We start from the raw sequence: 23,620 nt of genomic DNA on the forward strand, positions 1-23,620 counted from the left end.
CCATCATGGGGAAGGTCGGAGTCAGGGTCCGGTGGTCGCGGCCAGGGTGTCACGCGCTTCTACCGGGTGTTCACGGCATGGTGGTGACATCGAGGATCATCCCAGGCTCCTCGGGATGGTTCATGTAGCCGAGGTCGGCGAGATGCTCGTTCTCGAAAGAAGTCGTGATTGTCTCCGCGCCGAGGTCCGCGAGCATGTGGGTGAGGCGGTGTAGGAGTTGCGCGGTGACGGTGTCGGGGGTGCCGGGCACGGTGTCGAGCACCTCGAGATGGGCGGTGGTCTCGTCCGACCAGTAGGCCGCGGCGTGCCCGACGAACGGTCGGGCCTGACGGTTGTTGACGAATGCCTGCACCCACGCCGCGAGAACGCCGGTGTTCTTCCATCCGAGCGGGCGGTCGATGTCGAGGCCGGCGCGGGCGAGCCATGCCCCGGACCGCTCGTGCAGCGGGACCGTGCCGACCCAATACTCCTGCCGGCCTGTGGGTGTGCGCGGACCCGAGATGTGGATGGTCCGGCCTTCGCGGCGTCGGGTGCCGCGAACCAGCAGGCCGGTGCACAGCTCCTCCTGCCACCCCGCTATCACCGTGGCGGCGACAGCGGCGGGGGTGTGCCACGGTGGACCCGCAAGATCGTGGCCGGTCTGGGGTGGACGCATGGCCAGGGCGAAGATGTTGGGGTTGCGCGCCCACCGGAAGTGCACCACCACGCGGTCGTGCTCGACATGCAGTCGCACCGGGCGGAACTGTTTGTCGATCGCGCCGCGGACCCGGATCCCGTCGCGCAGCGCGCGTACGGTTGCGGCCGCGGTGTCGGTGAGCTCGTCGAGGGACAGGCCGGTGAGCTCGAGTCGCCAGCCACCGTCGGGTTCGGTGTCGGGATGGCGGATTCCTTCGGTCGGGGCGTACGGGCCGAACCGGGCGATATGTGCGCGCAGTGCGCTCGACGACGGATCCGGCTCGAGTTTGCGGGCGTCGACGACTTTCGGCCACACCCGGTGCCAGGCGATGTTGTCCGGGGCCAGCACCGGGGTGCCGTCCGAGGTCAGGAACACCACGAAGAGGGGCTGGGTGTACATCATGTGGGTGCGCATGCGGTTGTCCACGTCGGGGCGGCGGATCACTTCGTACGCGTAGTCCGACCACTGTCGGCCGAGCAGGGCACGTGCCCAGGCTTCGGCTTCGGTGGCGGGGACGGCGTGGACCAGGTCGGAGCCGGCCGCTCGGCGATCGGGGTACCGGTCGCAGTAGCCCTGCACGTGGATTCGCAGGCAGACCGGCTCCATGCCCGGTGGGAAGGATCCCAACTCGTCGGCGTCCTGATAACTGTGCTGGACGTGGATCCGCAGGTGCGCAGTCGTCAACGACGGCCCCTCGACCGGGCGGGTCTCGACGGCCGCCGGATCGGGAGGGGAGGGTTCGCCGGTGACGACGAGGCGGCGGAGCAGGTCGCGGTAGACCGCGATGCGGTCGGCGAACTCGGTGGTGAGCCGCTCGGTCATCACGGCGCGGTCGAGTGCGCCGCCGGACTCAGCAGGCGGAGTCATTCTTTCGACGAATGGTCAGCATGGGGGCCACAGTAACGCACCGTGCGAGAGAGAGGTGGGCTCGAAATCCTGAAGGTGTGGCTGTGCCCGAGGACAGGTGGTCTTCTGCATCCGCTACCGCGGTGCACGCCGGGTGAGAACCCACCCGGCCCGGTGAACGAGTGCACCGCCCAGTGCTCCGAGCGCAACCCCGCCGAGGACCACCGCCGTCATGTACCCGTAGGCGGAGGGGGAATCGATGCGGACGGATGCGAAGTCGAGCGGCTGGTAGCCGGCGGTGTAGAAGTCGAACGGCTGCGAGGCGAACCACCACAACGCGGCGGCGCCGGCGATCCCGCACAACAACCCGAATGCGGTGAACACCAGCACGGTCATGATCGCCGGCCTCGGCCGCGGGTTCACGATTCGTCCGTAACCGGGCCGCCGGGTCCTGCCGTCGAGGGCGGGAGGTTCTCCGGGGTGCCGTATCCGGGCATGTCCCACAGTTGTGCGGGTTCGAGTGCGCTGTCGTCGTCGGGCCACAGCCGCAGGCGCCACACGTCCCCGGGGGTGGTCGAACCGGGCCAGCCGTAATTGACGAAACCCCGGCCGGAGACCTCGACCACGTACTGTCCCGGCGGCACCGCGACGGTGACCGGTTCGGTGGTCGGGGACGACAAGCTCAGCATCCCGGAGGCGTCGACCTCGAGGCGGCCTTGGCTGACCTGCTGCCACTGGGAGCGGTCGGCCGCGGGGCGGCGGTCGAAGACCTGCACGTCCACGCTCATCTCGAAGTTGTTCTGGTGCGGGCACAACACCACAGGCATGGTGCCGTCACCGGCGCTGGGCTGCGCCGCCTGGGCCTGGTCGAGCAGGGTCATCTCGTTGTCGATGTCGCCGAGCCCACCGTCGAGACAGAACTGTCCGTAGTCCATCGCCAGTACCACTGTCGACTCCGCGACCGGGCTCGCCTGTTCGTTCATGGCGTGATCTTGACACGCACGCCTGACAACACCGCGGTTCCGCGCCGGCGACCGCGGCCGCCGCCGCCGACACCATCGGTCTCGGATCCGGTGCTACCCCGAACCACGGGCAGATCGACAGGCCACCCTGACAGAAATCAGACGAAGGGCTACTGCGTCCGTGTGTGTAATCGCAGGTGACAAGGGTTGCGGCACAGCGGCGGGAACCCTGCCGCGGCGGGGCGTGCCCCGCGCCAGATCGTGAACGCGGTCGTACCAATGGTGGCGACGGTGATGAGGGGCGGGCCCCACGCGCTGCGCAGCGCGTAGACCAGCGGCCAGTAGCACACACGACGATGCCGGCGAGCGCACCCCACTACATCAGCGCCCACCGGAACTCGGACTACGTATCGGACACCGTGACAACCCAACCGCCTCCAGACAGAACCCGGTCCGATCGTGATTCAGTCCCGAGCGGTTCAGCTCAAGTCTGCTGTCGTAGAGGACAAGAGCACGGTTGGTGACCGACCAGAGCATCCCTGCGGCGATGTCACGTGGATTTCATCGGGTCGGCCGTGGGCAGCCGTTGATGCGGACGAGGTCTTCTACAGTTCGAACCACTCGAGAGGGGGTCGCAATTGACCGCCGTTATACCCCGCAGCGACGTCCTGCTGGATCTGCTCTGCTAGGGCGGAGAGTTCCTCTCCCACACTGGTCTCTGTCTCATCCCAGACGACACGGTCGTTTGCATCAATCTCACCAGTGGCGACAATCCGGCCACGCGCTCTGTCCTCGATGTGGAACTGTCTGATCACGAGCGCCATCGTGCCATACGACCGCGTAGCGCTTCGGAATTCATGGCATCCACAAGCGAATCTCCCAGGTCTGTGTGCGGTAGCGCGGCGTCGGTGATCGCGGGATGGGCACCCGAGGGAACGCTCTGGCTCACCGACGATGTTCATGCCGATGGTGACGTCGAATGGGTACGCGAGGACAACGACGAGACGTGGCCCGAACTCTGACTGCTAGCTGGACAACGGCGCGTCGGCACAGCGGGGGCCGTCGCGGCAGTATCACCTGAATTCTGCACGTGTCTGAACTTATCCTCGCTGGCCAGGGGTGTTTTCGCAGGGTCTGGCCAGTGCGGTGCCGACCGGCACGAAACGCGGAAACCGGCCATGCTGTCGACATCAAATCTGGAAACCGACACGGAATCGCGGAACCTACAAAACGATCGAATCGGGCATATTCGTGACCTGGGGCTATGTCACTCCTGGTTTGTGCGGTGTCGGGTATGAAAATTCCCATTTACGCATCTATCCCCACAAACCCCCAGCTGAGCGTGTTTTCGGTCGCCGGGACGGTTGTCCTTGTCCACGCTGTCGGTGCGATGTCCGAGATAGGTGTCGCATCCGGAAGGCGTCGTCCGAGATAGTTGTCGCACGCTGTGCGACACGCGGTGTCGGTTGCACGGTTCGGGGCGTCCACGCTCGGTTGGAAGTTCTCGAGCCCAACCCCAACCGGTGGTATCTGACCGCAGCGATCTGCCGGGCAGCCGATTACCCGATTGTCGTTGCGCTCACGACGTCTTTGGCTGACACCGCGTGGCGGAATCGGGTGCTCACGATGGAGTCACCCGGTCAACAGGATGCGATCGGAGATCTCATCGAGGAGTCCGTGACCGACGGCGCAGTCCCAGCCGGCGTGTTCGATTCGCTGCTCACGCGGTACATCAGGCATCGTCCCGGTGCCCGGACACGACCCGCCGAAACGGTGGGCTGATTCGACGATGTGCGACAACTAACTTGGACGATTCGATCCTGCGGCCGTCCAACCAAGTTGTCGCATCGCAGCTCAGGTAACGCGTTCTGCGTCAGATAGATTGAGCGAGGACAACGGTGTCGGCGCCGTCCGGTACCGTTCCCGACCGTGGATCTCGAGACGAACGACGCAGGAGACGGGCAGATCGTGGTGCCCGCGGCCCCGGCGGAGCCCGCGCTGCCGGACCTCGCCCCGGGTGCGGCGGCGCGGATCGCGGAGTCGGTGTCCGCGGCGCGGGCGGCGGGCACCCGCCGCACCTACGCCTCGGCGTGGCGGGCCTTCACCACCTGGTGCGCGCGCGAAGGCCATGTCGCGGTGCCGGCGCATCCGGTCACCGTCGCCGCCTACCTGGTCGCCTGCGCCGACACCGTCACCGAGGCAGGGGAGCGGGCCTACGCCCCGGCCACCCTCGCCCACCGCCTCGCCGCGATCGCCCACCACCACCGCCAGAGCGGACACCCCAGCCCGACCGGCGACGACCTGGTCCGCCAGGCGATGTCCGGGATCCGCCGCGACTACGCCACCACCGGCCACCGGCCCCGCAGCTCACGGGCCCCGCTGCTCACCGCCGACATCCTCGCCATCGTCGACAAGGCCCGCGCCAACTGTCAGGGCTGGGCGGACGAGGTGGTCGAACGCCGCGACACCGCGATCCTGCTGCTCGGCTTCGCTGGGGCGTTCCGCCGCAGCGAACTCGTCGCCCTCACCTGCAGCGACATCAGCCTGCACCGGCTCGACGGCCTGCACATCAAACTCCGCCGCTCGAAGACCGACCAGGAGGGCCGCGGCACCGTCCGGGCCCTGCCGTTCACCCACAGCCACACCAGTTGTCCGCCGTGTGCGTGGCTGCGGTGGGCGCAGGTGGTCGCCGCCCACGACACCGGCGCCCGGCCCGGAGTGATCCGGCTGCTGCGCACCGCGGAGCCGTTCGCGGCGCATGTGTGCCGCGGGACCCGGCCGCGCATGGTGCCGGACTCGCCGTTGCTGCGGGCGATCCGCCGCAACGGCAACCTCTCCGAGACGGCACTCTCGGGGGCGGCGGTCCATGCAGCGATCCGCCGCCGCGCCCAACTCGCCGGCTACGACCCCGACCTCGTACAACAGCTCGGTGGGCATTCGCTGCGCGCCGGATTCGTCACCCAAGCCTTCCGCAACGGCGCCTCCGCACACGCGATCATGCGCCAGACCGGACACACCACCCCCGCCATGCTCGAGGTCTACGCCCGTGAACACGCACCCCTCTTGGGCAACGCTGTCACGAATTTGGGTTTGTAGAACGATGAGTACAGTCACGAAGCGATGCAACGAATCCGGTGACACAGAACCTGGTCTGCCGATACCGGCACGCTATCGGCACGACTGGACGCTCTTCGCCGACTGGTGCACCGCCACCGACCAGCCCCCGCTGCCCGCCGCTCCCGAGGCGCTCGCGCTGTTCCTCCACGAGCATCCCGCCGCGCCCGCCACGCAGCGGCGGCGGGTCTCGGCGATCAACACCGTCCACACCCACCACGGCCACCCACCACCCGGCCGCAGCGAAACCGTCCGCCGCCGCCTCGACACCGCCCGCGCCGCCCGCCTCGACCGGCTCGCCCCGCTCCTACTGCACAAAGCCGCCCAGCTACCGGTCACCGGCTGGCCGAGCGGGCTGTTCGGCCGCCGCGACGCGCTCCTGCTGACCCTCGCCGCCACCGGGATGCCGTTCGCGCAGCTGGCCCGGCTGCGCCGCGGCGACATCCATCTCGACGCCGGCACCCTCGTCGTCACCACCGACGGCGACGAACGGTTCTGTCTGCCACCGGAGTCCGCCGCCGCCGAGAGCCCGGCGGTGGCGGTGTACTACAGGTGGGCCGAGGTCCTGGCGTTCCTCGACGCCTGCCCGAACACCGACCTGCTCGCCCAGCACCTGACCGACCCGATCGAGGTGGACCAGGTCGCGCTCACCGACCGGCAGGCCCGCCAACCTTTGTTGTCCCCGATCGACCGCTGGGGGCATCTGCCGCTGATGCCGCAGCCGATGACAGCACAGTCCATTGCCTCGATCGTGCGCGACCACCTGGCCGGCCGGGTACGGGCGCGTACCCCACTGCCCCCGCGCAAACAGAGGAACCGGGGCGACGACCCGCACGTCCGGCTCGACACCGAGATCGAGCTCGATCCGCACTACTACGAACGCGGTGTGGCCGCGCGGCGCAGTGCCCGCGAGAGTCTGCACGGTCTCGCCGACGTCTTCGACGCCATCGAAGCCCGCACCGACGCCCTGCTCGAGGAACTGCTCACCGTGCTGGAGGAGCTGTAAGAAGGCCGAGTTGACGCTGTCCGACGTTGACCGGCGCCGCACTTGAGGGGTGGGTGCCGGTCGACGGCCCAAGTATGGCTCTACGGTTCGGGACGATCCGCCGAAGAGGTGCGCCAGAATCTCCTGGGGCCAGATGGCGACGAATTCGGGGCACGATTTGGAATACCGTCTAGGAATTTACCTCTGGTCGGGGGAGGCAATTTGGTCGGACGGCTAGATTCCACCGCATGGGTGAAGGCAGGGTTCGTGTCCGGGTAGGGGATAACGGTGTCGCGACGGTCACCATGGTCCGTAGCGACAAGCACAACGCGTTGGATTATGCGATGTTCGAGGGATTGCTGGAGGCCGCTGACGAGCTGGCCGCCAACCGACACGTTCGAGCGGTCGTGCTCCATGGCGAGGGTAAGAGCTTCTGCTCGGGTCTGGACATTCCGAGCTTTCTGGCTGGCTCTACAGGGATCGATGCGCTACTGGTCCGAGAGCCTGGCCGCGAGGCTAATTTCGCCCAGCGCGCAGCCTACGACTGGTCACTTATCCCTGCGCCGGTGATCGCCGCCATCACCGGGAACTGCTTCGGAGGTGGCCTGCAGATCGCACTGGGCGCCGACATCCGTATCGCCGCACCCGACGCGAAGCTCTCCGTCATGGAGGTCAAGTGGGGGCTCGTGCCAGACATGGCGATCACGCAGTCACTGCCCGGGCTGGTCGGCATCGACGTCGCCAAGGAACTTACTTTCACCGGCCGCGTGCTCTCCGGCGTGGAGGCGGATGCCCTCGGTCTGGTCACTCGTACGGCACAAGACCCGCTCGCATCCGCGTTGATCTTAGCGAATCAGCTTGCCGAGAGGTCGCCGGACGCGGTCCGCGCGGCCAAGCGCCTGTACAACGAAACCTGGGCCGGCACCGACGCCGCCGCGGCACTCGCGCTGGAAACAGAGCTCCAAAGCGATCTCTACGGAACGCCGAATCAGGTCGAGGCCGTCACAGCGGGTGTCGCCAAGCGGGCTCCGTGTTTCACCGATCCGGACTGACGCCCTGGCACGGGGAGCCACCGACACCTCAGGCGTAGGGCCATACGATGCCGTTCCACATGGTACAGGTGAGGGCGGGGCGCTTGTGGTCCTCGCCGGCAACAACCAGACCAGGTCGGGGCTGAATCGGAAGATGCGCTGTTACGCCCGCGCTCTGAGGGAGGATCTCCTCATCCGGAAAGACGAGATTTCAGCAAGATCGAAAATTGGCGGCGACGCAACCGCCGCGGGTCCGTCCACACCCATCTTCTCGCACCACCCAACCGGAGGTTCCCTCGCTCAAAGCGATCGGTTGAACAAGGCTCTCAGCTCAGCGACTCGATCAGGCCGGTCGAGCCTCAAGCAGGCCCCGCGTCGGCGTCCTGCCAGATGTGCTCCGGGGTAATTTGACATCGAACCTCCACATGCCCAACCATGACATTGGTCATGTGTCCGGTTTCACATGACGGTGGCCTAGGTGGGTCCCAGATCGACGGAGAATTGCGTGAGCACTGCAGTCCCCTTGCCCGGGAACCACGGGCCGGCTGGCACGGCACCCGGTTCGTATCGCGACGATATCCGGGCGTGCACCGCATTCCGTGAGGTGGCCGAAGCCCTGTCCGAGGGCCGCGATCTTGATGCCGTATTGCATCTCATCGCCGAAAAGCTGTCCCTGTTGACCGGAGCCGATCGCTGCAGCATTCATCTTGTGGACAAGGAGACCGGGCTCCTGCATGGTCGGGCGGCGCATGCCCCGACCAATATCGACGCCCAAGTCAAACAGCTGGTCAGCGGCACGATACAGGACAGTTTTACTCGGGAGATCCTCTCCACTCGCCGACCCGTGGCCCTGTTGAACACCCTGTCGGACCCGCGACCGATCAAATCCGCGATGCGCCGGTGGAACGCCCGCTCCGTCCTCGGTGTTCCGATGGTCCTTCGCGATGAGGTCATCGGGGTCGTCTACCTCGACAGCGAAAACACCCCTATCGAGTTCAGCGCGGCCGATCAGGAACTCGCTGTCGCATTCGCGGATCTGGGCGCCACGGCGATCCGGCTGACACAGCTGACCACCCGCCTGCGCTCGAGTCTGTCGACCGTGGCCACCCAGGTCGAGCAACTGCGGCAAGCCGCCAGTCTGGAAGAGCAGTTGACGGAGATCGTCCTCAAAGGGTCGAACCTGCGGGAAATCGGTGACACGGTCGCTCGCCTGCTGGGCAAACCGTGCGCGATTTACGACAGCGCATTCCGCCGACGCGTGTTGTCCTATCCGGCCCCGTCGGTGCAGAACTTCACGCCCAAATTGTTGGACAAAGATCTTCGCGAGGCTCCACCGGTAAGGGACGCGCTCGCCCAGTTGAAACCCGGAACACCAACGGTGATCCAACCGCTTCCGTGGCTCGGGCTGCATCATCGTCTCCTCATCTGTGCCGTCCTGCTCGACGGCGATTGCTGGGGCTACGTGGTGGTAGCCGAGCACGGCCGTCGATTGAGCCCGCTCGACGAGGCCGTGGTACGCCGCGCCGCGCTGAACATCGCGCTGGAACGATCCGGTGAGCGACGCGCCGGCACCGTCCAATGGCACACGATCGAGGCGTTCACAGGAAGTTTGCTACGTGGCGATGAGTCGGTCGCGGCACTCGAGGAGCGGGCCGAGGTATTGGGCCTGCGTCTGGACGTTCCCCGCGTCGTATGTCTGGTTGCCGCGCGGCAGAAGGACACGGCCCTGCAAATCTCACCCCAGATGCTGGCCAAACGACTGACCGATCGTGAATCGCCGTCGGCGGTGATGGCTGCGCCATCCGGGAACGACATTGCCCTGATTCTCGAGCTTCCGGAAAGTGCCGATCATCGCCGTGGCGTCGCCTGGGCCACGAACCGAGTCCGTGCAGCGCTCACCGACATCCCCTCCGAGGGTGCACTGAATGTTGCCATCTCCACCGTGGTCCATGCCCCGGGGGAGGACGCCCGGGCCTACAACGAAGCCCGTCAGGTCCTGTCGTGTATGCACCACCATCTGGGTATTCCGGGCAATCAATTTCTCACAGTGGACGAACTAGGCGCCGGCCGCCTGCTCTTGTCCTCAACCGACCCGACTGATGCCTTGCGCTATGCGCATGACGCACTTGGCCCACTGTTGGCGTCGGACAGCGCCAAGACCCGGGAATTGCTGACCACGCTCAGCGTCTTCTTGGATGCCGGGTGGAACGTTCGACGCGCCGCGAGACTTCTCGGCGTGCACGCTAACACCATTCGCTACCGCACTGCCAGGATCGAGCAGCTGACCGGCCTCGACGTCGCAACCGATGCACATGCCCAGCTGACCGCGCAGCTCGCACTTCTGATCTTGCGGTTGAATGGACTGCTTCCGCCGATATCCGTCCAACCCATGACAGATGATCTCGCCGAAGCCAGTAGTGAGACTGAGGCCGACGATCCGGACCTGGGTGCGGAATAGCAACCCTATGTTAGGCGGTCCCGTGACGACTCGGCCCGCGCTTCATCGAGCACGCCAGCAGGATCTGCAATGTGGAGTGCGGGCATTGTGACGCTCTGTTCGAGAATCCTGAGGTGGGCGCCCGAAGGGCGCATCGGTGCCCGCACCGACGTCCACGACAAACTTGTCGACACGCAATCGTGCTGCATCACTATCGGGACTCGACTCTTGGTAGCCGCGCGAACTCCGCAAGCGAGATATTGGGTGAGCTTACAAAGATCAGGCAATCGGAAGCGATGCCAGGCGACTTGCTTCCTTCTATGAGGCTTCTTCACCCCTCGACCCGAGTGCGCTAACCGCAGCTCATCAACCATTTTGGAGATGCGCACAATGTGCGCAGCCTGAAAGAGCGGCCGCGCGCTGATCTTGCTGAGACGATCGTCACATGCCGGTTCTTCGCCCACCCTGCACCGACTGAGTCTGCGCCCTTCGGTCTGAACCGGCGCTTTTCGGCGCAGAGTCCTGTCTGTTCGGTGTTCTCCGTCCCGTCCTGCAGCTGAAGGTCGCAGTAACCTGTGGTCCGCGATCGCCGCTTACAGGACCGGCGTCGAATACCGACATCCCCGCTTTCCTACAGAGAGTTGACCGAGATGGTGATGAGAAAGACCGCATACGACATCCCGGTGAAAACCACCGCTGGCCCCGGCAGGAAAGCGATCCTTGCCGCGAGCATCGGAACCTACGTCGAATACTACGATTTCGTCGTATACGGATACGTGGCGTCATACATCGCACACGCCTTTTTCCCCTCCGATGACCCTTTCGTCGGCTTGCTCCTGACTTTCGGAGCCTTTGCCGCCAGTTACGTCGCGCGCCCCTTGGGGGCGGTCATCTTCTCACCGCTCGGTGACAAGTATGGGCGTAGAACCGTACTCGCTGTCGTAATTCTGATGATGACCCTGGCCACCGCAACGATCGGCCTGTTGCCGACATACGCCCAGATCGGCCTTCTGGCTCCCACACTCCTCACTCTCTTGCGTGTTCTACAAGGAATTTCTGCTGGGGGTGAGTACGGTGGCGCCACTTCGCTGATCGCCGAGTTCTCCCCTCAGGGGAAGCGCGGCTTCTACATCGGGTTCATCTCTCTCACAACAGGTCTCGCGCTACTTTCCGGATCGGCATTCACCCTCGTCTTGACGCGTCTGTTGCCTGAGAATGCAATGACCTCTTGGGGATGGCGCATCCCCCTCCTCGTTTCGGTGCCGCTCGGGGTGATCGCCCTGTACATCCGGTTCAAACTCCAGGAGACACCGCACTTCGCTGCGTTGACGCAGGAAGAAAAGAAAAACAACACGCCGTTGGCGACGACCGTCAAACGAGATTACAGGGCAGTCGCACTCGCGATCGGAACAGCTGCCGCCAATACGTGTTTGTTGGCCGTCTACTTCATCTACATGCCGTCAGCCTTGAAGCAGTTCGCAAACTTTCCGCCCGCGCAAGCACAGCTAATCACCTTTTCCGGTCTCATCGCGTACTGCGTCGCGATTTTTCCGTTTGCGAGGCTGACGGACAAGGTTGGACGTCGGCCGCAGTTGATCGCCTCGACGATCGCGCTGGCCCTGGCGATCTATCCCTCGTTCATGCTGCTGTCACAGGGGACCCTCGCCCTCGCTGTTCTGGGAATGGTAATCGTTACCCCGCTTATCGCCGCCAACGTCACCGCAGTACTTCCAGTGCTCACCGAGCTGTTCAGCACTACCAACCGGTACACCGGGTTGTCTCTGGGATGGCAGATCGCCACCACAGTATTCGCAGGTCCCACCCCGATGATCCTGGCCGCGCTCGCCGGCAACGGCGGCCCAACTATGCCTGCGTTCTACGCCATCGCAGTCGTCGCGCTCTCCGTTTGCGCTGCATTCACCATTCGGGAAACCTTCAACAAGCCGCTCCAATAGCGACTCTACGATCCCCGAACGGGCGATATGAATTTTCGGGGTCTTCGGCAACGCTACCGACGCGAGCCCTTGTCCGTGATAAGCCCGAGTGGTGCGAAGCCCACGCCCACTGCCGATGCCCGGAAGGCTACTGCCGTCGCGGATTCTCACCGAGCCGATTCCTCAGATCCCGCCCCGGCTCGCCAAAGGCAAGCTCCCGAGCTGATCACCTGGAGCGAGACGGGCGGGGTCGGGCTCGGCTCTCAGTGAACATTGCCAAGGACCCCTTCGCCCACAGGTCCCACAACACGACGGCGATCCTGACGGACGTGTCCGGTGGAGTGCTCGCCACCCGGGCCGGGTGGGAAGGACCCAACCGTTCCGACATTCGTGACGTGCTCGAAAAGAACTATGCGCCTGCAGGAACGGGAAGAAGTGATGGAGGCGGCCATACTTCGTGACGGACTTGGCCGTCCTCGACTACCGCCGATGCCAGTGCGTCCTCACCACCCATGCCGAGGCTGCCCTCGAAGGCCGAAAACCCTAGTGGCTCGTCAAGCAACCTTGGTCGGGTAATGCGGGTACTCGGTCCACGACCGGATCGGTGAGTCGAGTGCGAACCTGGTTTTCGGTTCCGCGCGAGCGTTGCGCCACCGCATGTAGGTCGCAATGGCAGCGTTCTGTTCGGCGTGACTGCGATGATCGGTGCCGTTCAACGCGAAATACCGCAACGCCGCAAACTCGGCTTCGATCCAGTTCAACCACGACCCGTACGTCGGCAAGAACACGAGTTCGACATCGTTGTCCGCCGCCCACCGACGCACGGCCGGATGTCGGTGCGGGGAGAAGTTGTCGAGGACCACGTACAACTTCTCCCTGGTCCAACGGGCGCGAAGAGACTTCAGAAACTCGAGGAATTCGCCCGATCGTTTACGCGGACGAATCCGGTAATACATTCTGCCGCTGCCCAAATCGAGGGCAGCGAGCATGTGCATCACACCGTCGTAGCGATGATACGTCGCTCGCAACCGGCGCGGATGCGTCGCCGGCCGCCAACACCGGCCCTTACGGGGTTGCAGGTTCAACGGCCCGAACTCATCGACGCACACCACCCGCCCGTCGGTCGGCGGGTCGTCGTAGAGAGCGAGGATCGTGTGCATCTTGGACAGGAAATCCGGGTCGGTCGAGGCCTTCCACGTCGTGGTGGATTGCCAGGTGACCTTGCCGTCACGCAAAATCCGGCGGAGCGTCTCACGGCTGATCGTCGACACAATCTTTGTCGCGATCAGGTGCTCGGCGAGCTTGGCCAAGCTCCACGTGGAGAACGCGGTGATCTTCCAATCGGCGGGGGACGTCCGGGCGATCAAGCAGATCTTCTCGCGAGTCTGCTCATCGATCGTCTTCGGGCGTCCCCCTCTCCATTTTGGGTGCAACGCCTCGAATCCGTGTTCGTTGAATGCGTGGATGACATCGCGGACGTAATCGTCGCTGACCTGCATCAACGAGGTGATGTCCTTGACGGTCTGCCCCTGCGCGGACATCAGCACCACGATGGCGCGCCGCAGCTTGACCGGGTCCTTGGCGGTACGGCTGATCTTCTGCAGCCGTCGGCCTTCCTCCATGCTCAACGGACGGACGAACACGCGTGGTTGGGGTGCCACGACCACCTCCTTGTATCGAATCGGAGATAGTCTGCCGCGAACCTCACCGTCAGCCGGGGATTACCCGGTCAACGATCCGTGTCGAGCCACTAGGACCGTCCGGCGAGGGCCTCGCGGGCCATCTCGGCCAGCTGCGCCGGCCGCCGGGCGAGGGCGTCGACGTCTATGTCCTGACCGCTCGAAAGGAGCTTGGCAAGACCGACGCCCGAACCGGTGTCCTTGTACGACACCCACAGCGGCGTCGCAGTCGTCATCTCGGATCGGGCTCGAATCCCTCAGCGCGGTCAATGTTGTGCTGTCGACCGCGGTAGGCGCATTGAGCGGCGCACCGCGAGAGCGTTCTGCACCGTGCTGATTTCTCGACTCTGGTAGCCGGAGACAGCCCCGGCGCCGACGATCATCCAAAGTGGGGGTTCGCCCGATGATGCGCAGCGCAGGGTCAGCAAACCGACCATCGACGCGGTCAACAGTTTCGCCCTTGGCACCGGCACCAACCTGGCCCTCGCCTCGGACCTGGCAGGGAGCGACGGACATGCCGAACTCGACCTACGCGGGGACAGGCGCGGCCTGCTCGGCGCCGGTGGCGGTGGGATCCGGCTGCCGCAGCAGATACCTCGCAAGATCACCCTGGAATTCGCCTGGACCGCCGAACCGATCGTCGCAGAGCGGGCCAAGGAGCTTGGACCTGTCAACTGCACCGCGCCGACGGTGACACTGTCGACGTTGCCGCACGGATTGCGGCGGACGCACCGCTGTCGGGGGTGAGGCCAAGGTGTTGGTCCACCGCACCGTCACCGATGACGAGTGGGGCAATGCCGCACGGCAGGCCAACGTTGCGGCAGGAAGTTCGTGTTGACCAGCGCCGACGCCCTCGAAGGTCTCTCCGTCTTCGCCGAGAACGGGTCCGTCGGGCGGTGCTGTGGACCACTCTGTCGGGGACGTACGCAAGCCAGGCCGGTGGCGACCATCGATTGGAGCCACCCCGGTGTTGCGACGTTGACCAGAATCCGCCCCGTCGACACCCCCTCTCAGGGCCCGGGCGGTGCTCAGACAATGTCCAACGCCAGGGTGTCGACCGCTTCCCCTCTGCAACTGAAAGAGGTTCACTCGTGACCCACGCCCCGGTGGGGCGGCGACTACCGACCCGTTACGTCCTCGCCGAAAAGGTTGCCTGTATCGGCACCATCTCGACTCGTCGGGTAGGTGCTGGCCGAGCAGAACGCCGACTGGATGGAGGAAGATCACTACTTCGACGCCGAGGTGCTTACTGGCTCCCGCAACGACAAGCTCACAAGGACCGAGAGCACTGAGGGGTCGCGCCTCCTGAGCCGCCTGCCCCTGCCGGGAAGTCGCGCAACGACATCGCCTGCAACCTCACGGGACCTCCACCGACTGTCACACCATGGAGTCGGGAACGGGATACGCAGCACTATGCACTCAGGTTCCTATTCTTCCTGCTTCTTCCTGCACGTACCGGGGACCGACTCAGACGTCGAGAACGATGCGAGGGGTCTTGGACCTGGAGCAGCAGGGCGTGATGACCTGTCCGGATGCGCGTTGCTCCTCGGTGAGCACTGCGTCACGGTGCTCGGGAATGCCTTCGAGGACTTTTGTCTCGCAGGTTCCACAGACACCTTCCCCGCACGACACCGGAATGTCGATGCCGTAGCCGGCGAGCACGTCGACGATGGTTTGGCCGGCCGGTACCTGCGCGATTACCCCGGACCGTGTTGCGACGACCTCGAACGTCGTCTCCTCGGGACGTTCCCCTCCGGTATCGGTGGGTGCCCGGAATCGTTCCACGTGCAGTGACCCGGGGGGCCATGAACGTGAACGGCGTTCGACGGCTTTGATCAAAGGTTCCGGGCCGCAGCAATAGATGGCCGTGCCGAATTGAGGCGTTCCGAGGATGGCGTCGAGGTCGATCAGGCCCCGCTCGTCTTCCGGCCAGATCACGACCTTGTCTCCGAAGCGGTCGAGTTCGGGGAGGAACGCCATGGATTCGCGGCGTCGGCCGCCGTACACAAGTGTCCACGGCGTTTCCGGGCGGGTCGCGTCGAGTTCCTCGATCATCGGCAGTAACGGCGTGATACCGATACCACCCGCGATGAAGACGTACTTGCGGGCGGACTTGAGCGGGAACTTGTTGCGCGGGCCCCGGATCCGGAGGCGGTCACCAGCTCGGATGCGATCGTGAATCCACTCGGAGCCGCCCCGGCTCTCGTTGGCGCGTAGGACCGCTACCCGCCACCGGGAACGGTCGCCTCGGGGGCCGCACAGCGAGTATTGCCGTTCGAGTCCCTCGTCCAGCACCAGGTCGATATGTGCGCCGGGGTCCCAGCAGGGCAGTGGCCGACCGTCGGGGGTGACCAACGACAGGGATCGAACTCCGTCGGACTCGTCGTGCACGGCCTCGACGAGTACGTCGAATTCGGTGCGGTCCAGCAGTGCGGTTGTGTTGTCCATCTTGGTATTTCCGCTAGTGGTCATTGTCGGTTCCTGCTGCTTCTGCTTCACGCTCAACCATGCGCATGTACAGTTTCAAGGTTCGTTGTTCGAGTTGCTCGCGGAGATCTGGGTCCAGCGTCTGGTCTGCACGCCAGCGACGGTCGAAGTCTTCGAGCAATCCTTGGAGGGCCTCGTTGACAGCCATTTCCACCGCCAGCCGGGTGTCGTGCACCCGGTATTGATGTGTATGCGGGTCGTTGCCGGAGGTCGCTTTCGCCAAACGGGCGAAGAGGTCGCTGTAGTCCGCGCCGTCGGCGGCGGCATCGGCCAGCGCAAGGCTCAAGGTGGCTGCAATGTCGTCGTTGTCGGCTGCCAGGTAGGCCGGCATCCGGTCCCAGGAACGTTCGAGCCGGCCCAGGATGTGCAGCGCGGCCCGAAGTTGGCGAGCGGCGCCCCCGTCGGACACCTTCGGTAGGACGTCCTCGGCCAGGCCGCGGCGTACCCCGCTGAGCAGTTCCGTGGTCGTCGGTCTCAGCACCAGGCCGATCCTTTCCCGCTGTCGGCGATCCACGCCAGGCAGCGTTTCATCGATGCGGTCACCGTCGCGGCCCGGTCCGCCAAGCGGAGGTTCCCGCTCACACCATCGGCGAACGAGCGTGACGCCCGCAGGGAGATGGTCGCGAACTTTGCTTCGGCGAACACCCGGTAGAACCGCAACGCATGCTCGGTCACCTTGGGTCCACCGAACTCCTCGTATGACCGAACGAATTCCTCGAGATCGACGAATCGTTCAGGACTCCACAGCGCCCGGTAGGCCCACGCGAGGTCTTCGACCGGGTCCCCGAGATGCGCCATCTCCCAGTCCAACAACGCAACGACGGTGTTGGACTGGTAGAGGAAGTTCCCGGGACGGAAATCCCCGTGCACCACGCTGATCCGGGCCGGCTCGGGCAGGTTTGCCCTCAGCCACGCGAATGCGTAGGCCAGTGCTGGGTGGGGCTCCATGCGATGGGTGAGGAACTGGGCCTCCCAGGACTCGATCTGGGTGAGGGGGCTGCGGTCGGGGGGACCGGAGGCGAGGATCTCCCCGAGACCGACTTCTTCCCAGTCCGCGGAATGCAGCTCCGCGGCGGCCCGGGCGAGGTCGAGGGTCAGTTTTCTCCCTCCCTCGCGGTCCTCGGATCGCAGGAAGGCGAGCGGGTCTGCGCGTCCGGGCATCCGCTCGAGCAGGATCGACGGGGCGCCGACGATGGAGCCGTCCGCGTCGAGCGCGAAGGCGCGGGGTGCGCGCGTTGCCGAGTGTTCGAGTGCGCTGAGGACGCCGAACTCCCATTCGGGATCGGCATCGACTTGTGACCCGCTCGTCCGGCTGAGCATGATGACCGATTCGGAGCGGCGAGCGCCGGATTGGTCGGTCCACCGAACCGTCGATGCCCACGCGCGTCGGGCGTTGCCGCCGAAAACGCGCTCGACCTCCTCGGCCCGCACGTCCCGAGCGCCGGTGATCGAGACGCGCAGCAGCTCCTCGATCCTCCCGCCGATCTCCGAATCGTTCATGATCAGCGCACCCCGGCCGCGACTCGCAGGACCTCACCGGTAACGGCGTCCGATTGGGGCTCGAGGAAGTAGGCGATCGCCTCGCCCAGATCCTCGGGCGTAGCGAGGTCGCCGAGAGCGGTGTAGGCGAGGTGACGCTCATGGTAGCCCGGTTCGATCCACGACTTGACGCGGTCGCTCAGGACCAGGCCCGGGGCGACGCAATTGGCTCGCACGCCCTTCCGGCCCATCGACATGCTCAGGCTGCGTGTCAATCCGACGACGGCAGCCTTCGCGGAATTGTAGGCGGCGTTGCCCAGTTCAGGACGGTTGGCGAAGGCCGCCAGTGAGGCGACGTTGACGATCTTGCCGTATCCCTCGCCGTAGAAGTGTTCCTCGATGGCCTTCGACAGCAGGAAGGCGCTGTTGACGTTGAGCGCGTAGGTGCCGAGGAAATAATCGAGTGAGATATCCGACAGCGGGAGGTCGTACACGTCCTGGTTGATGTTGACCATGCCGCCGGCAACGTTGGCGATGCCCTGCACGGTGCCGAACTCCGACAGCGCGAAATCGACGGCGTCCTGGGTGCCGGACTCGGTGGTCACATCGACCTTGATCGTCTTGAGCTTGCCGGGCAGATCGTTGGTCTTGTCCTCCGTCTCTGCCAGTCGCCGCGAGCTCAGATCGACCCCGACGACGTTCGATCCCACGCGCAGAAGCCGTGCGACCGCAGCGCCGCCGATGCCACCACCAGCTCCGGTGACGATGTAGGTCCGATCCTGCAGAGCCCGATTGGATCGAGGCGGAGCGGTAAAGGGTTGAGTCGACATGTGTTGGTCGTCCTTCCGGTGTGGATGTCGGGGATCAGATGTAGGAGCGCTGCTCGAAGACGGGGGGCCGTTTTTCCTGCAGCGCGGCGAGGCCTTCCTTGGCTTCGGGGCCGGTGAAGCCGAGGATTCCGAAGGCGAGTGACGCCTCGAAGGACGGCCACGCTGCCCGAATCCAGTTATTGAGAGCGTGTTTGGTGAATCGGATGGCGCTCGGTGCCCCTTGGGACAGGCGGATCGCGATCTCGAGGGCACGGGTGTCGACCTCGTCGTTGTCGACACAGAATGAGACCAACCCGATGCGCTCGGCTTCTTCACCGGTGATCGCATCGCTGGTCATGAGGTAGTACTTGGCTTTGGCCATGCTGCACAGCAGCGGCCACAGGGCGACCGCGTGGTCGTCGGCCGCGACGCCGAGGGTGGTGTGCCCGTCGACCAGTTTCGTCGTTCGCCCGGCCACACTGACGTCGGCCAGTAGCGCTGCGGCCAGTCCGCCGCCGGCGGCGGGTCCGCTGATCGCCGAGACGATCGGTTTGGTGCAGTCGAGCATGTTCTGCACCAGTGCGCGCCCTTCCTTCCACATCTGGCAGCGGAAGTCGTAGTCCTCGATGATGCGCTGGACCATGTCGAAGTCGCCGCCTGCCGAGAAGGCACGGCCGGCACCTGCCAGCAGGACCACCGACACGCTCGGATCCTCGTCGATCAGACGCCAGATGGATCCGAGGTCCTTGTGCATCTGAAAGTCCAGCGAGTTCATCTTGCCGCGGGAGAGGGTCACCCTCAGGACATGGGCTGCCGGGCGGTCCAGCTTCAGGCTTTCGTAGTCGGGGTAGACGACCGACGATGTGTCCAGGTCCGTCGTGGAGTTGTTCGTGGTGGACATCAGGCGGTTCCTCCGGCGTATTCGATGGGTGCGCCGGTACCGAATTCGCGACGCAGAGCCTCTTTTTGGATTTTTCCGTACACGGCGCGCGGCAGGTCTTCTCGGAAGATCACCGCACTGACCCGTTGATATTTCGAGAGTTGTTCGTTGCCCCAGACCCGTAGTTCCTCCTCGCTGATGGCGGCACCGGCACGAGGAATGGCGATCAGGATCGGGGTCTCGCCCCACTTGGGATCCGGCTTGGCGATTGCCGCGACCTCGAGAACGTCGGGGTGGCGCATGAACACCTGCTCGATGTCGATGGCGAAGATGTTGATGCCGCCGGACTTGATCATGTCCTTTACGCGTCCGGAGACGTAGAGGAATCCGTCTGCGTCGAGGTGGCCGACGTCGCCGGTGCGCATGAAGGAGCGACCGTCCGGTGCGTACCAGGTCGCCGCTTCGGTCAGCTCCGGGTTGTTGTAGTAGCCCTTCATCATGCCGATGGAGCGGGCGACGATTTCTCCGGTCTGTCCGACCGGCAGTTCGGTGCCGTCGTCGTCGATGATCCGTACCTCGTCCAGCATGACGGGCTTTCCGACCGATGTCCGTTTCCCTCGAGCCGCGTCCTCGGGAATGCGCAGGTAGGCGAAGCCTTCCGAGAACCCGTAGACCTCGTAGATGCCGGCGTTCTCGAAGGCACGATCGATGGCGTTGTAGGTCTTCTCGGCGATCGGCTGACCGGAAGTGACCAGGCATTGCATCGAACTGACATCGAAGTCGCTCAGGTGCGGGTCCTCGAGCAGCGCGATGTACTGAGTGGGCACGAGGAAGGCGTGTGTTCCCCGTTCCCGCTCGACCGCCGCGAGGAAGGCATTCGACGTGAACTTCTCCAAGATCACGATCTTTCCGCCCCGGTACATCGTGGGGATCATCGTGATCCAGGTGCCCGACGCGTAGGGGGGAGTGGCCAGGACCGCGGTGGAGTACCGATCGATCCGTAACCCCATACCGAAGCCGTAGGGGTACATCATCCGGCTGAGATGGGTGTGCTCGATGCCCTTCGGCACGCCGGTGGTTCCGGAGGTGTAGAGGATCGTGATGATGTCCTGCGGTTTGATCTTTATCGGAGGCGCCTGATCGGAGGCGACCTCGATCAGGGGCCGGATATCGGACCATCCCGTTCGCGTCTCGCCGAACGTGAAGAACCGATCTGCCGGGATGTTGCTCAGCGTCGAGCGGACGGCCTCGATCTGGGCCGCGGTCTGCGAATCAACGAAAATGACCTCGGCATCGGAATCGTTGAGCAAGCGGGCCAAGGAGTCGCCGTCGAGCAACACGTTGAGCGGAACGGTCACGCATCCGGCCTTCGCGCTACCCCAGAACGCGACGAAGGTGTCGATCGAGGCCGGCATCAGGAGTGCGACTTTGTCGCCCGTGTCCAGTCCCAGGTCCCTGAGGGTGTTGGCGAACCGATTGGTCGCCTCGTCGACCTCGCGCCAGGTCAGCCGGGTGTCACCGCACACCAACGCCGTCTGATCTGCGAAGACGCGGCCGTTGTGCCCGATCACGTCCGGACACATCAGCGGAAAGTCGTACTCGAGGGTCATCGGTGTTCTCCTGGGCGGTGGTTGCGCTTTTTGCGGGTCGGTCGGTAGGTGCGCGGTGCTTCCTGTTGGTCACGTGACGCGCACCGGGTGCGGGAGTTGCACTGTGGTGGGAGCCACATTAGGGAATGCAGGCGAATTTTCTTGGACTAGTCACCTCTGGGCTTTGTGCACAAGTCCAAAATCTTCGTTCCTGTCGGCTACGCCCGGGTCTGGGTGCGCTGATCTGCACGGGTGTCAGAGGAAGGCCCACCCGCGCTCGCCTCGGGCGCAGGACTCGTAGGCGTCCGGTTCCAATGGCTGCAAGATCCCCGTGGTGGTGCGATTCTCGCAGGTGATTCGGCAATGGTGCTCGTTGAGACCGCTCAGTTTCGACCGCACCGAGGCCTCCCGGACATCGAATTCGTCGCCTTCCACCATCGGCTCGCCGAAGTATTCGCCGTGGTGGAGACCCGTTTCCGGGGTCCCTCCGTAGAGGCCGCACTTCATGTACGCGGTCTGAAAACCCAACCGTTCGAAGTGCACCTGCCGCTGCTCGCCGGTGTCGAAGGTGTAATCGATCACGCCCTCGGTGAAGATCTGGGTGTCTTTCTCGAATCGGAGCCGGCGTTCGACGTTGACCACCTTTCCCGCTCCCGGGCGGGGATCACCGAAGTCGTAGAGGACGGTGCGACCCCAGATCGCGAAGTCGTCGAACCAGATCCAGTTCCCGCCCTTCCAGCCGGCCTTCACCGTGCGGCCCGGGTGCATTCCCGGTCCGCCGACACCACGGCCGATACCCCAATGCCGATCCCGGGTCCCGCGGGCGGCGCCTTCCGGCCATTCGACCCGGACGTCTCCGATCTGCACCCACCCGGTCACATCTCCGAAGCCCTCGAAACCCGCGGTCACCTGCTTCTGTGATCCCGCGGGGGTCGCCGTCTTCAAAGATCCGTAGGCGGCGCTGTAGACTTGCCGCTTGCGGTCGACCCAGTCGAGGTCGTACGAGATGCCCCACTTATTGGGCGCGAGTACGTGGCGCCATCGTCGAAGTCCCTCGACGATGGAAGGCCGGATCGGGCCGACGTGCAGATCCATGCGGTCGACGCCGAGCGGACGAAACGCCCGGACGGACCGGTGTATGCCGCGATAGTTGACGATCGCGTAGGCCTCCGCCAGGTCGAGGTTCGGGTAGAAGGTCCCTCCCGCGGCGATCAGCAGATCGCCCACCTCGTCGTGGAAGACATTCCAGTACCGCTCGTAGAATCGGGGGTCCGAGGACCAGGCCACTCTGATCGGATCCGGGGTCTGATGAACGAGGTGATCATCGAGTGGTGCCAGGGGAAACTGCTCGTCGAGGTGTTCCATCGGATCAGCTCAACCTCACCGGAAGTCGGGTGGGGCCGCGGGTGACCATCGAGTTGCTCCAGGCGATCTCTTCGACCGGCTCACTGATCCGGTAGTCCGGGAAGCGTCGCACGATCTCGGTCAGTGCGATCTGTGCCTCGAGTCGGGCGATGGGAGCTCCGAGGCAGAAGTGCGCACCTTTCGAGAACGCAAGATGGGGGTTCGGGCGACGCCCCAGATCGAGTTCGTCCGGTCGGTCGAACACAGCCGGGTCACGGTTGGCGGCAGCGAGGATCGCGAAAATGCGGTCGCCCTCGGCCAGGTGCTGCCCACCCAGCTCGGTGTCCTCGACCACGATCCGGGCTGTCGAGAGCACCGGACCGTCGTAGCGCAGGAATTCCTCGATCGCCCCCGGGGTCACCTTGGCCGGATCGGCGTGCAGTTCAGCCAGCGTCTCGGGATGGTTCTGCAAGGCCAGCAGGGCATTGCCGATCAGGTGGGCGGTGGTCTCCTGCGCGCCGTTGCCGATCATCATCATCGAGGCAACCAGTTCGTCCTCGGTCAGGGTCTCACCATCGATTTCGCTGGTGATCATGCGGGTGAGCACATCGTCCTGCGGTGCCGCCTTCCGGTCCGCGATCAACCCGCGGAACAGTTCTGCCATCGACAAGGCGCCGTGGCGGGCACGGCCGTACTTGTCCTCCACCGAGCGCGCGCTCCCGATGAACAGCATCATCTCGTCCGCCCACTGTTTGACCTCCGGCAACCGCTCACGCGGGACGCCGAGCAGATCCATCACGACATAGCCGGGGAGCTTCAGACCGAAGTCGGTGTAGAAGTCGAACGATTCGTTCTTCGGGAGGCTGTCGAGCAATTGCGTGGCGATTTCCTGGATCGGCTCGCGCAGGTCCTTGGTCATGGTCGGGTTGATCACCGCTGCGAGATGGCGGCGCACCCGGGTGTGGTTCGGTGGGTCCTGGAACACCATCCAAATCGACAACCACCGCATGACGTCGGCAGCCGAGGCCTGATCCTTTTCCTTGAGCCGGTCGAAGACCGGCACCAAACGGTTCGCCGAGAACACCGCCGGTGTCGTCAGCACCGTCTGAACGGACCCCGCGTCCACCGCCAACCAGGCCGACAGCTCCGCGCTCCAGTGGACGGGCGCCTCGGCCCGCATCCGCGCGAAGGTGTCGTACGGGTCGCGGAGAATCGCCGGATCCGTGGGGTCGAATTTCGTAGTCGAAGTAGGCACTGTGTCTCTCCAGATCATGTGGCTGGGCTGCCACTTCTGTCCGCCAGTGGGACCGTGGCCGGCTCGTGTTCCGAGCATCACACGGCCGAAGGGCGGGCACGCACCACCGGGGC

The 23,620-nt window shown here is 64.8% G+C and carries 19 protein-coding genes; 5 read left to right on the plus strand and 14 right to left on the minus strand.

What is annotated here, in order from left to right:
• Positions 1-70: 70 nt before the first annotated feature.
• From JYA75_RS28090 to JYA75_RS28105, 4 genes are all read right to left on the minus strand, one after another.
• Complete coding sequence (locus tag JYA75_RS28090) at positions 71-1,543, minus strand: hypothetical protein (protein ID WP_017682325.1); 1,473 nt, start codon at positions 1,541-1,543, stop codon at positions 71-73.
• 114 nt (positions 1,544-1,657) lie between these two features.
• Positions 1,658-1,945, minus strand: a complete 288-nt coding sequence (locus JYA75_RS28095; RefSeq protein WP_230831786.1) for a hypothetical protein — start codon at positions 1,943-1,945, stop codon at positions 1,658-1,660.
• Positions 1,942-2,505, minus strand: coding sequence for a hypothetical protein (locus tag JYA75_RS28100; protein WP_230831787.1), 564 nt, complete (start codon positions 2,503-2,505; stop codon positions 1,942-1,944). Before JYA75_RS28100 ends, JYA75_RS28095 begins: the two co-directional genes overlap by 4 nt.
• Positions 2,506-3,089: 584 nt before the next feature.
• On the minus strand, positions 3,090-3,308 hold the full coding sequence (locus JYA75_RS28105) for a hypothetical protein (protein ID WP_203330315.1): 219 nt from the start codon (positions 3,306-3,308) through the stop codon (positions 3,090-3,092).
• A gap of 1,105 nt (positions 3,309-4,413) precedes the next feature.
• Between JYA75_RS28105 and JYA75_RS28110 the strand changes: the two genes are divergently transcribed.
• The 5 genes from JYA75_RS28110 to JYA75_RS28130 all read left to right on the plus strand — a co-directional run bounded on the left by JYA75_RS28110 (position 4,414) and on the right by JYA75_RS28130 (position 12,006).
• Entirely contained in the window at positions 4,414-5,580 is a 1,167-nt protein-coding gene (locus tag JYA75_RS28110; RefSeq protein ID WP_203330316.1) for a site-specific integrase, read from the plus strand.
• Positions 5,581-5,584: 4 nt separating this feature from the next.
• Positions 5,585-6,604, plus strand: coding sequence for a hypothetical protein (locus tag JYA75_RS28115; protein ID WP_203330317.1), 1,020 nt, complete (start codon positions 5,585-5,587; stop codon positions 6,602-6,604).
• Between the two features lie 227 nt (positions 6,605-6,831).
• Positions 6,832-7,635, plus strand: coding sequence for a crotonase/enoyl-CoA hydratase family protein (locus JYA75_RS28120; RefSeq protein WP_044476221.1), 804 nt, complete (start codon positions 6,832-6,834; stop codon positions 7,633-7,635).
• Positions 7,636-8,119: 484 nt separating this feature from the next.
• A complete protein-coding gene (locus JYA75_RS28125; protein WP_203330235.1) occupies positions 8,120-10,072 on the plus strand; it encodes a GAF domain-containing protein in 1,953 nt (650 codons plus the stop codon).
• Between the two features lie 629 nt (positions 10,073-10,701).
• The gene (locus tag JYA75_RS28130; RefSeq protein ID WP_203330319.1) at positions 10,702-12,006 is read left to right on the plus strand and encodes an MFS transporter; all 1,305 of its coding nucleotides are present in this window, start codon (positions 10,702-10,704) and stop codon (positions 12,004-12,006) included.
• Between the two features lie 533 nt (positions 12,007-12,539).
• Here JYA75_RS28130 and JYA75_RS28135 read toward each other — a convergent pair.
• The 10 genes from JYA75_RS28135 to JYA75_RS28185 all read right to left on the minus strand — a co-directional run bounded on the left by JYA75_RS28135 (position 12,540) and on the right by JYA75_RS28185 (position 23,432).
• On the minus strand, positions 12,540-13,628 hold the full coding sequence (locus JYA75_RS28135; protein ID WP_203330320.1) for an IS630 family transposase: 1,089 nt from the start codon (positions 13,626-13,628) through the stop codon (positions 12,540-12,542).
• Positions 13,629-13,735: 107 nt separating this feature from the next.
• Positions 13,736-13,900, minus strand: a complete 165-nt coding sequence (locus tag JYA75_RS28140) for a hypothetical protein (protein ID WP_203330326.1) — start codon at positions 13,898-13,900, stop codon at positions 13,736-13,738.
• A 1,231-nt stretch (positions 13,901-15,131) separates the two neighbouring features.
• Entirely contained in the window at positions 15,132-16,112 is a 981-nt protein-coding gene (locus tag JYA75_RS28150; RefSeq protein WP_203330321.1) for a PDR/VanB family oxidoreductase, read from the minus strand.
• A gap of 13 nt (positions 16,113-16,125) precedes the next feature.
• On the minus strand, positions 16,126-16,632 hold the full coding sequence (locus JYA75_RS28155) for a hypothetical protein (protein WP_203330236.1): 507 nt from the start codon (positions 16,630-16,632) through the stop codon (positions 16,126-16,128).
• Entirely contained in the window at positions 16,626-17,651 is a 1,026-nt protein-coding gene (locus JYA75_RS28160) for a phosphotransferase family protein (RefSeq protein WP_203330237.1), read from the minus strand. The genes JYA75_RS28155 and JYA75_RS28160 overlap by 7 nt, the downstream gene beginning before the upstream one ends.
• Before the next feature lie 2 nt (positions 17,652-17,653).
• Positions 17,654-18,460 carry an SDR family oxidoreductase gene (locus tag JYA75_RS28165; protein WP_203330238.1) on the minus strand — a complete coding sequence of 269 codons (807 nt, stop codon included), beginning with the start codon at positions 18,458-18,460 and terminating at the stop codon, positions 17,654-17,656.
• Between the two features lie 34 nt (positions 18,461-18,494).
• A complete protein-coding gene (locus tag JYA75_RS28170; protein WP_203330239.1) occupies positions 18,495-19,340 on the minus strand; it encodes an enoyl-CoA hydratase/isomerase family protein in 846 nt (281 codons plus the stop codon).
• On the minus strand, positions 19,340-20,929 hold the full coding sequence (locus tag JYA75_RS28175) for a class I adenylate-forming enzyme family protein (RefSeq protein WP_203330240.1): 1,590 nt from the start codon (positions 20,927-20,929) through the stop codon (positions 19,340-19,342). Before JYA75_RS28175 ends, JYA75_RS28170 begins: the two co-directional genes overlap by 1 nt.
• Before the next feature lie 234 nt (positions 20,930-21,163).
• Positions 21,164-22,273: a hypothetical protein gene (locus JYA75_RS28180; protein ID WP_203330241.1), complete on the minus strand. Its 1,110-nt coding sequence runs from the start codon at positions 22,271-22,273 to the stop codon at positions 21,164-21,166.
• A gap of 4 nt (positions 22,274-22,277) precedes the next feature.
• Positions 22,278-23,432 (minus strand): cytochrome P450, encoded by a 1,155-nt coding sequence (locus JYA75_RS28185; RefSeq protein WP_239010616.1) that lies wholly within the window; start codon positions 23,430-23,432, stop codon positions 22,278-22,280.
• Positions 23,433-23,620 lie beyond the last annotated feature (188 nt).

It is taken from the genome of Rhodococcus sp. PSBB066 (genome assembly GCF_017068255.1).
GTDB lineage: Bacteria > Actinomycetota > Actinomycetes > Mycobacteriales > Mycobacteriaceae > Rhodococcus > Rhodococcus aetherivorans.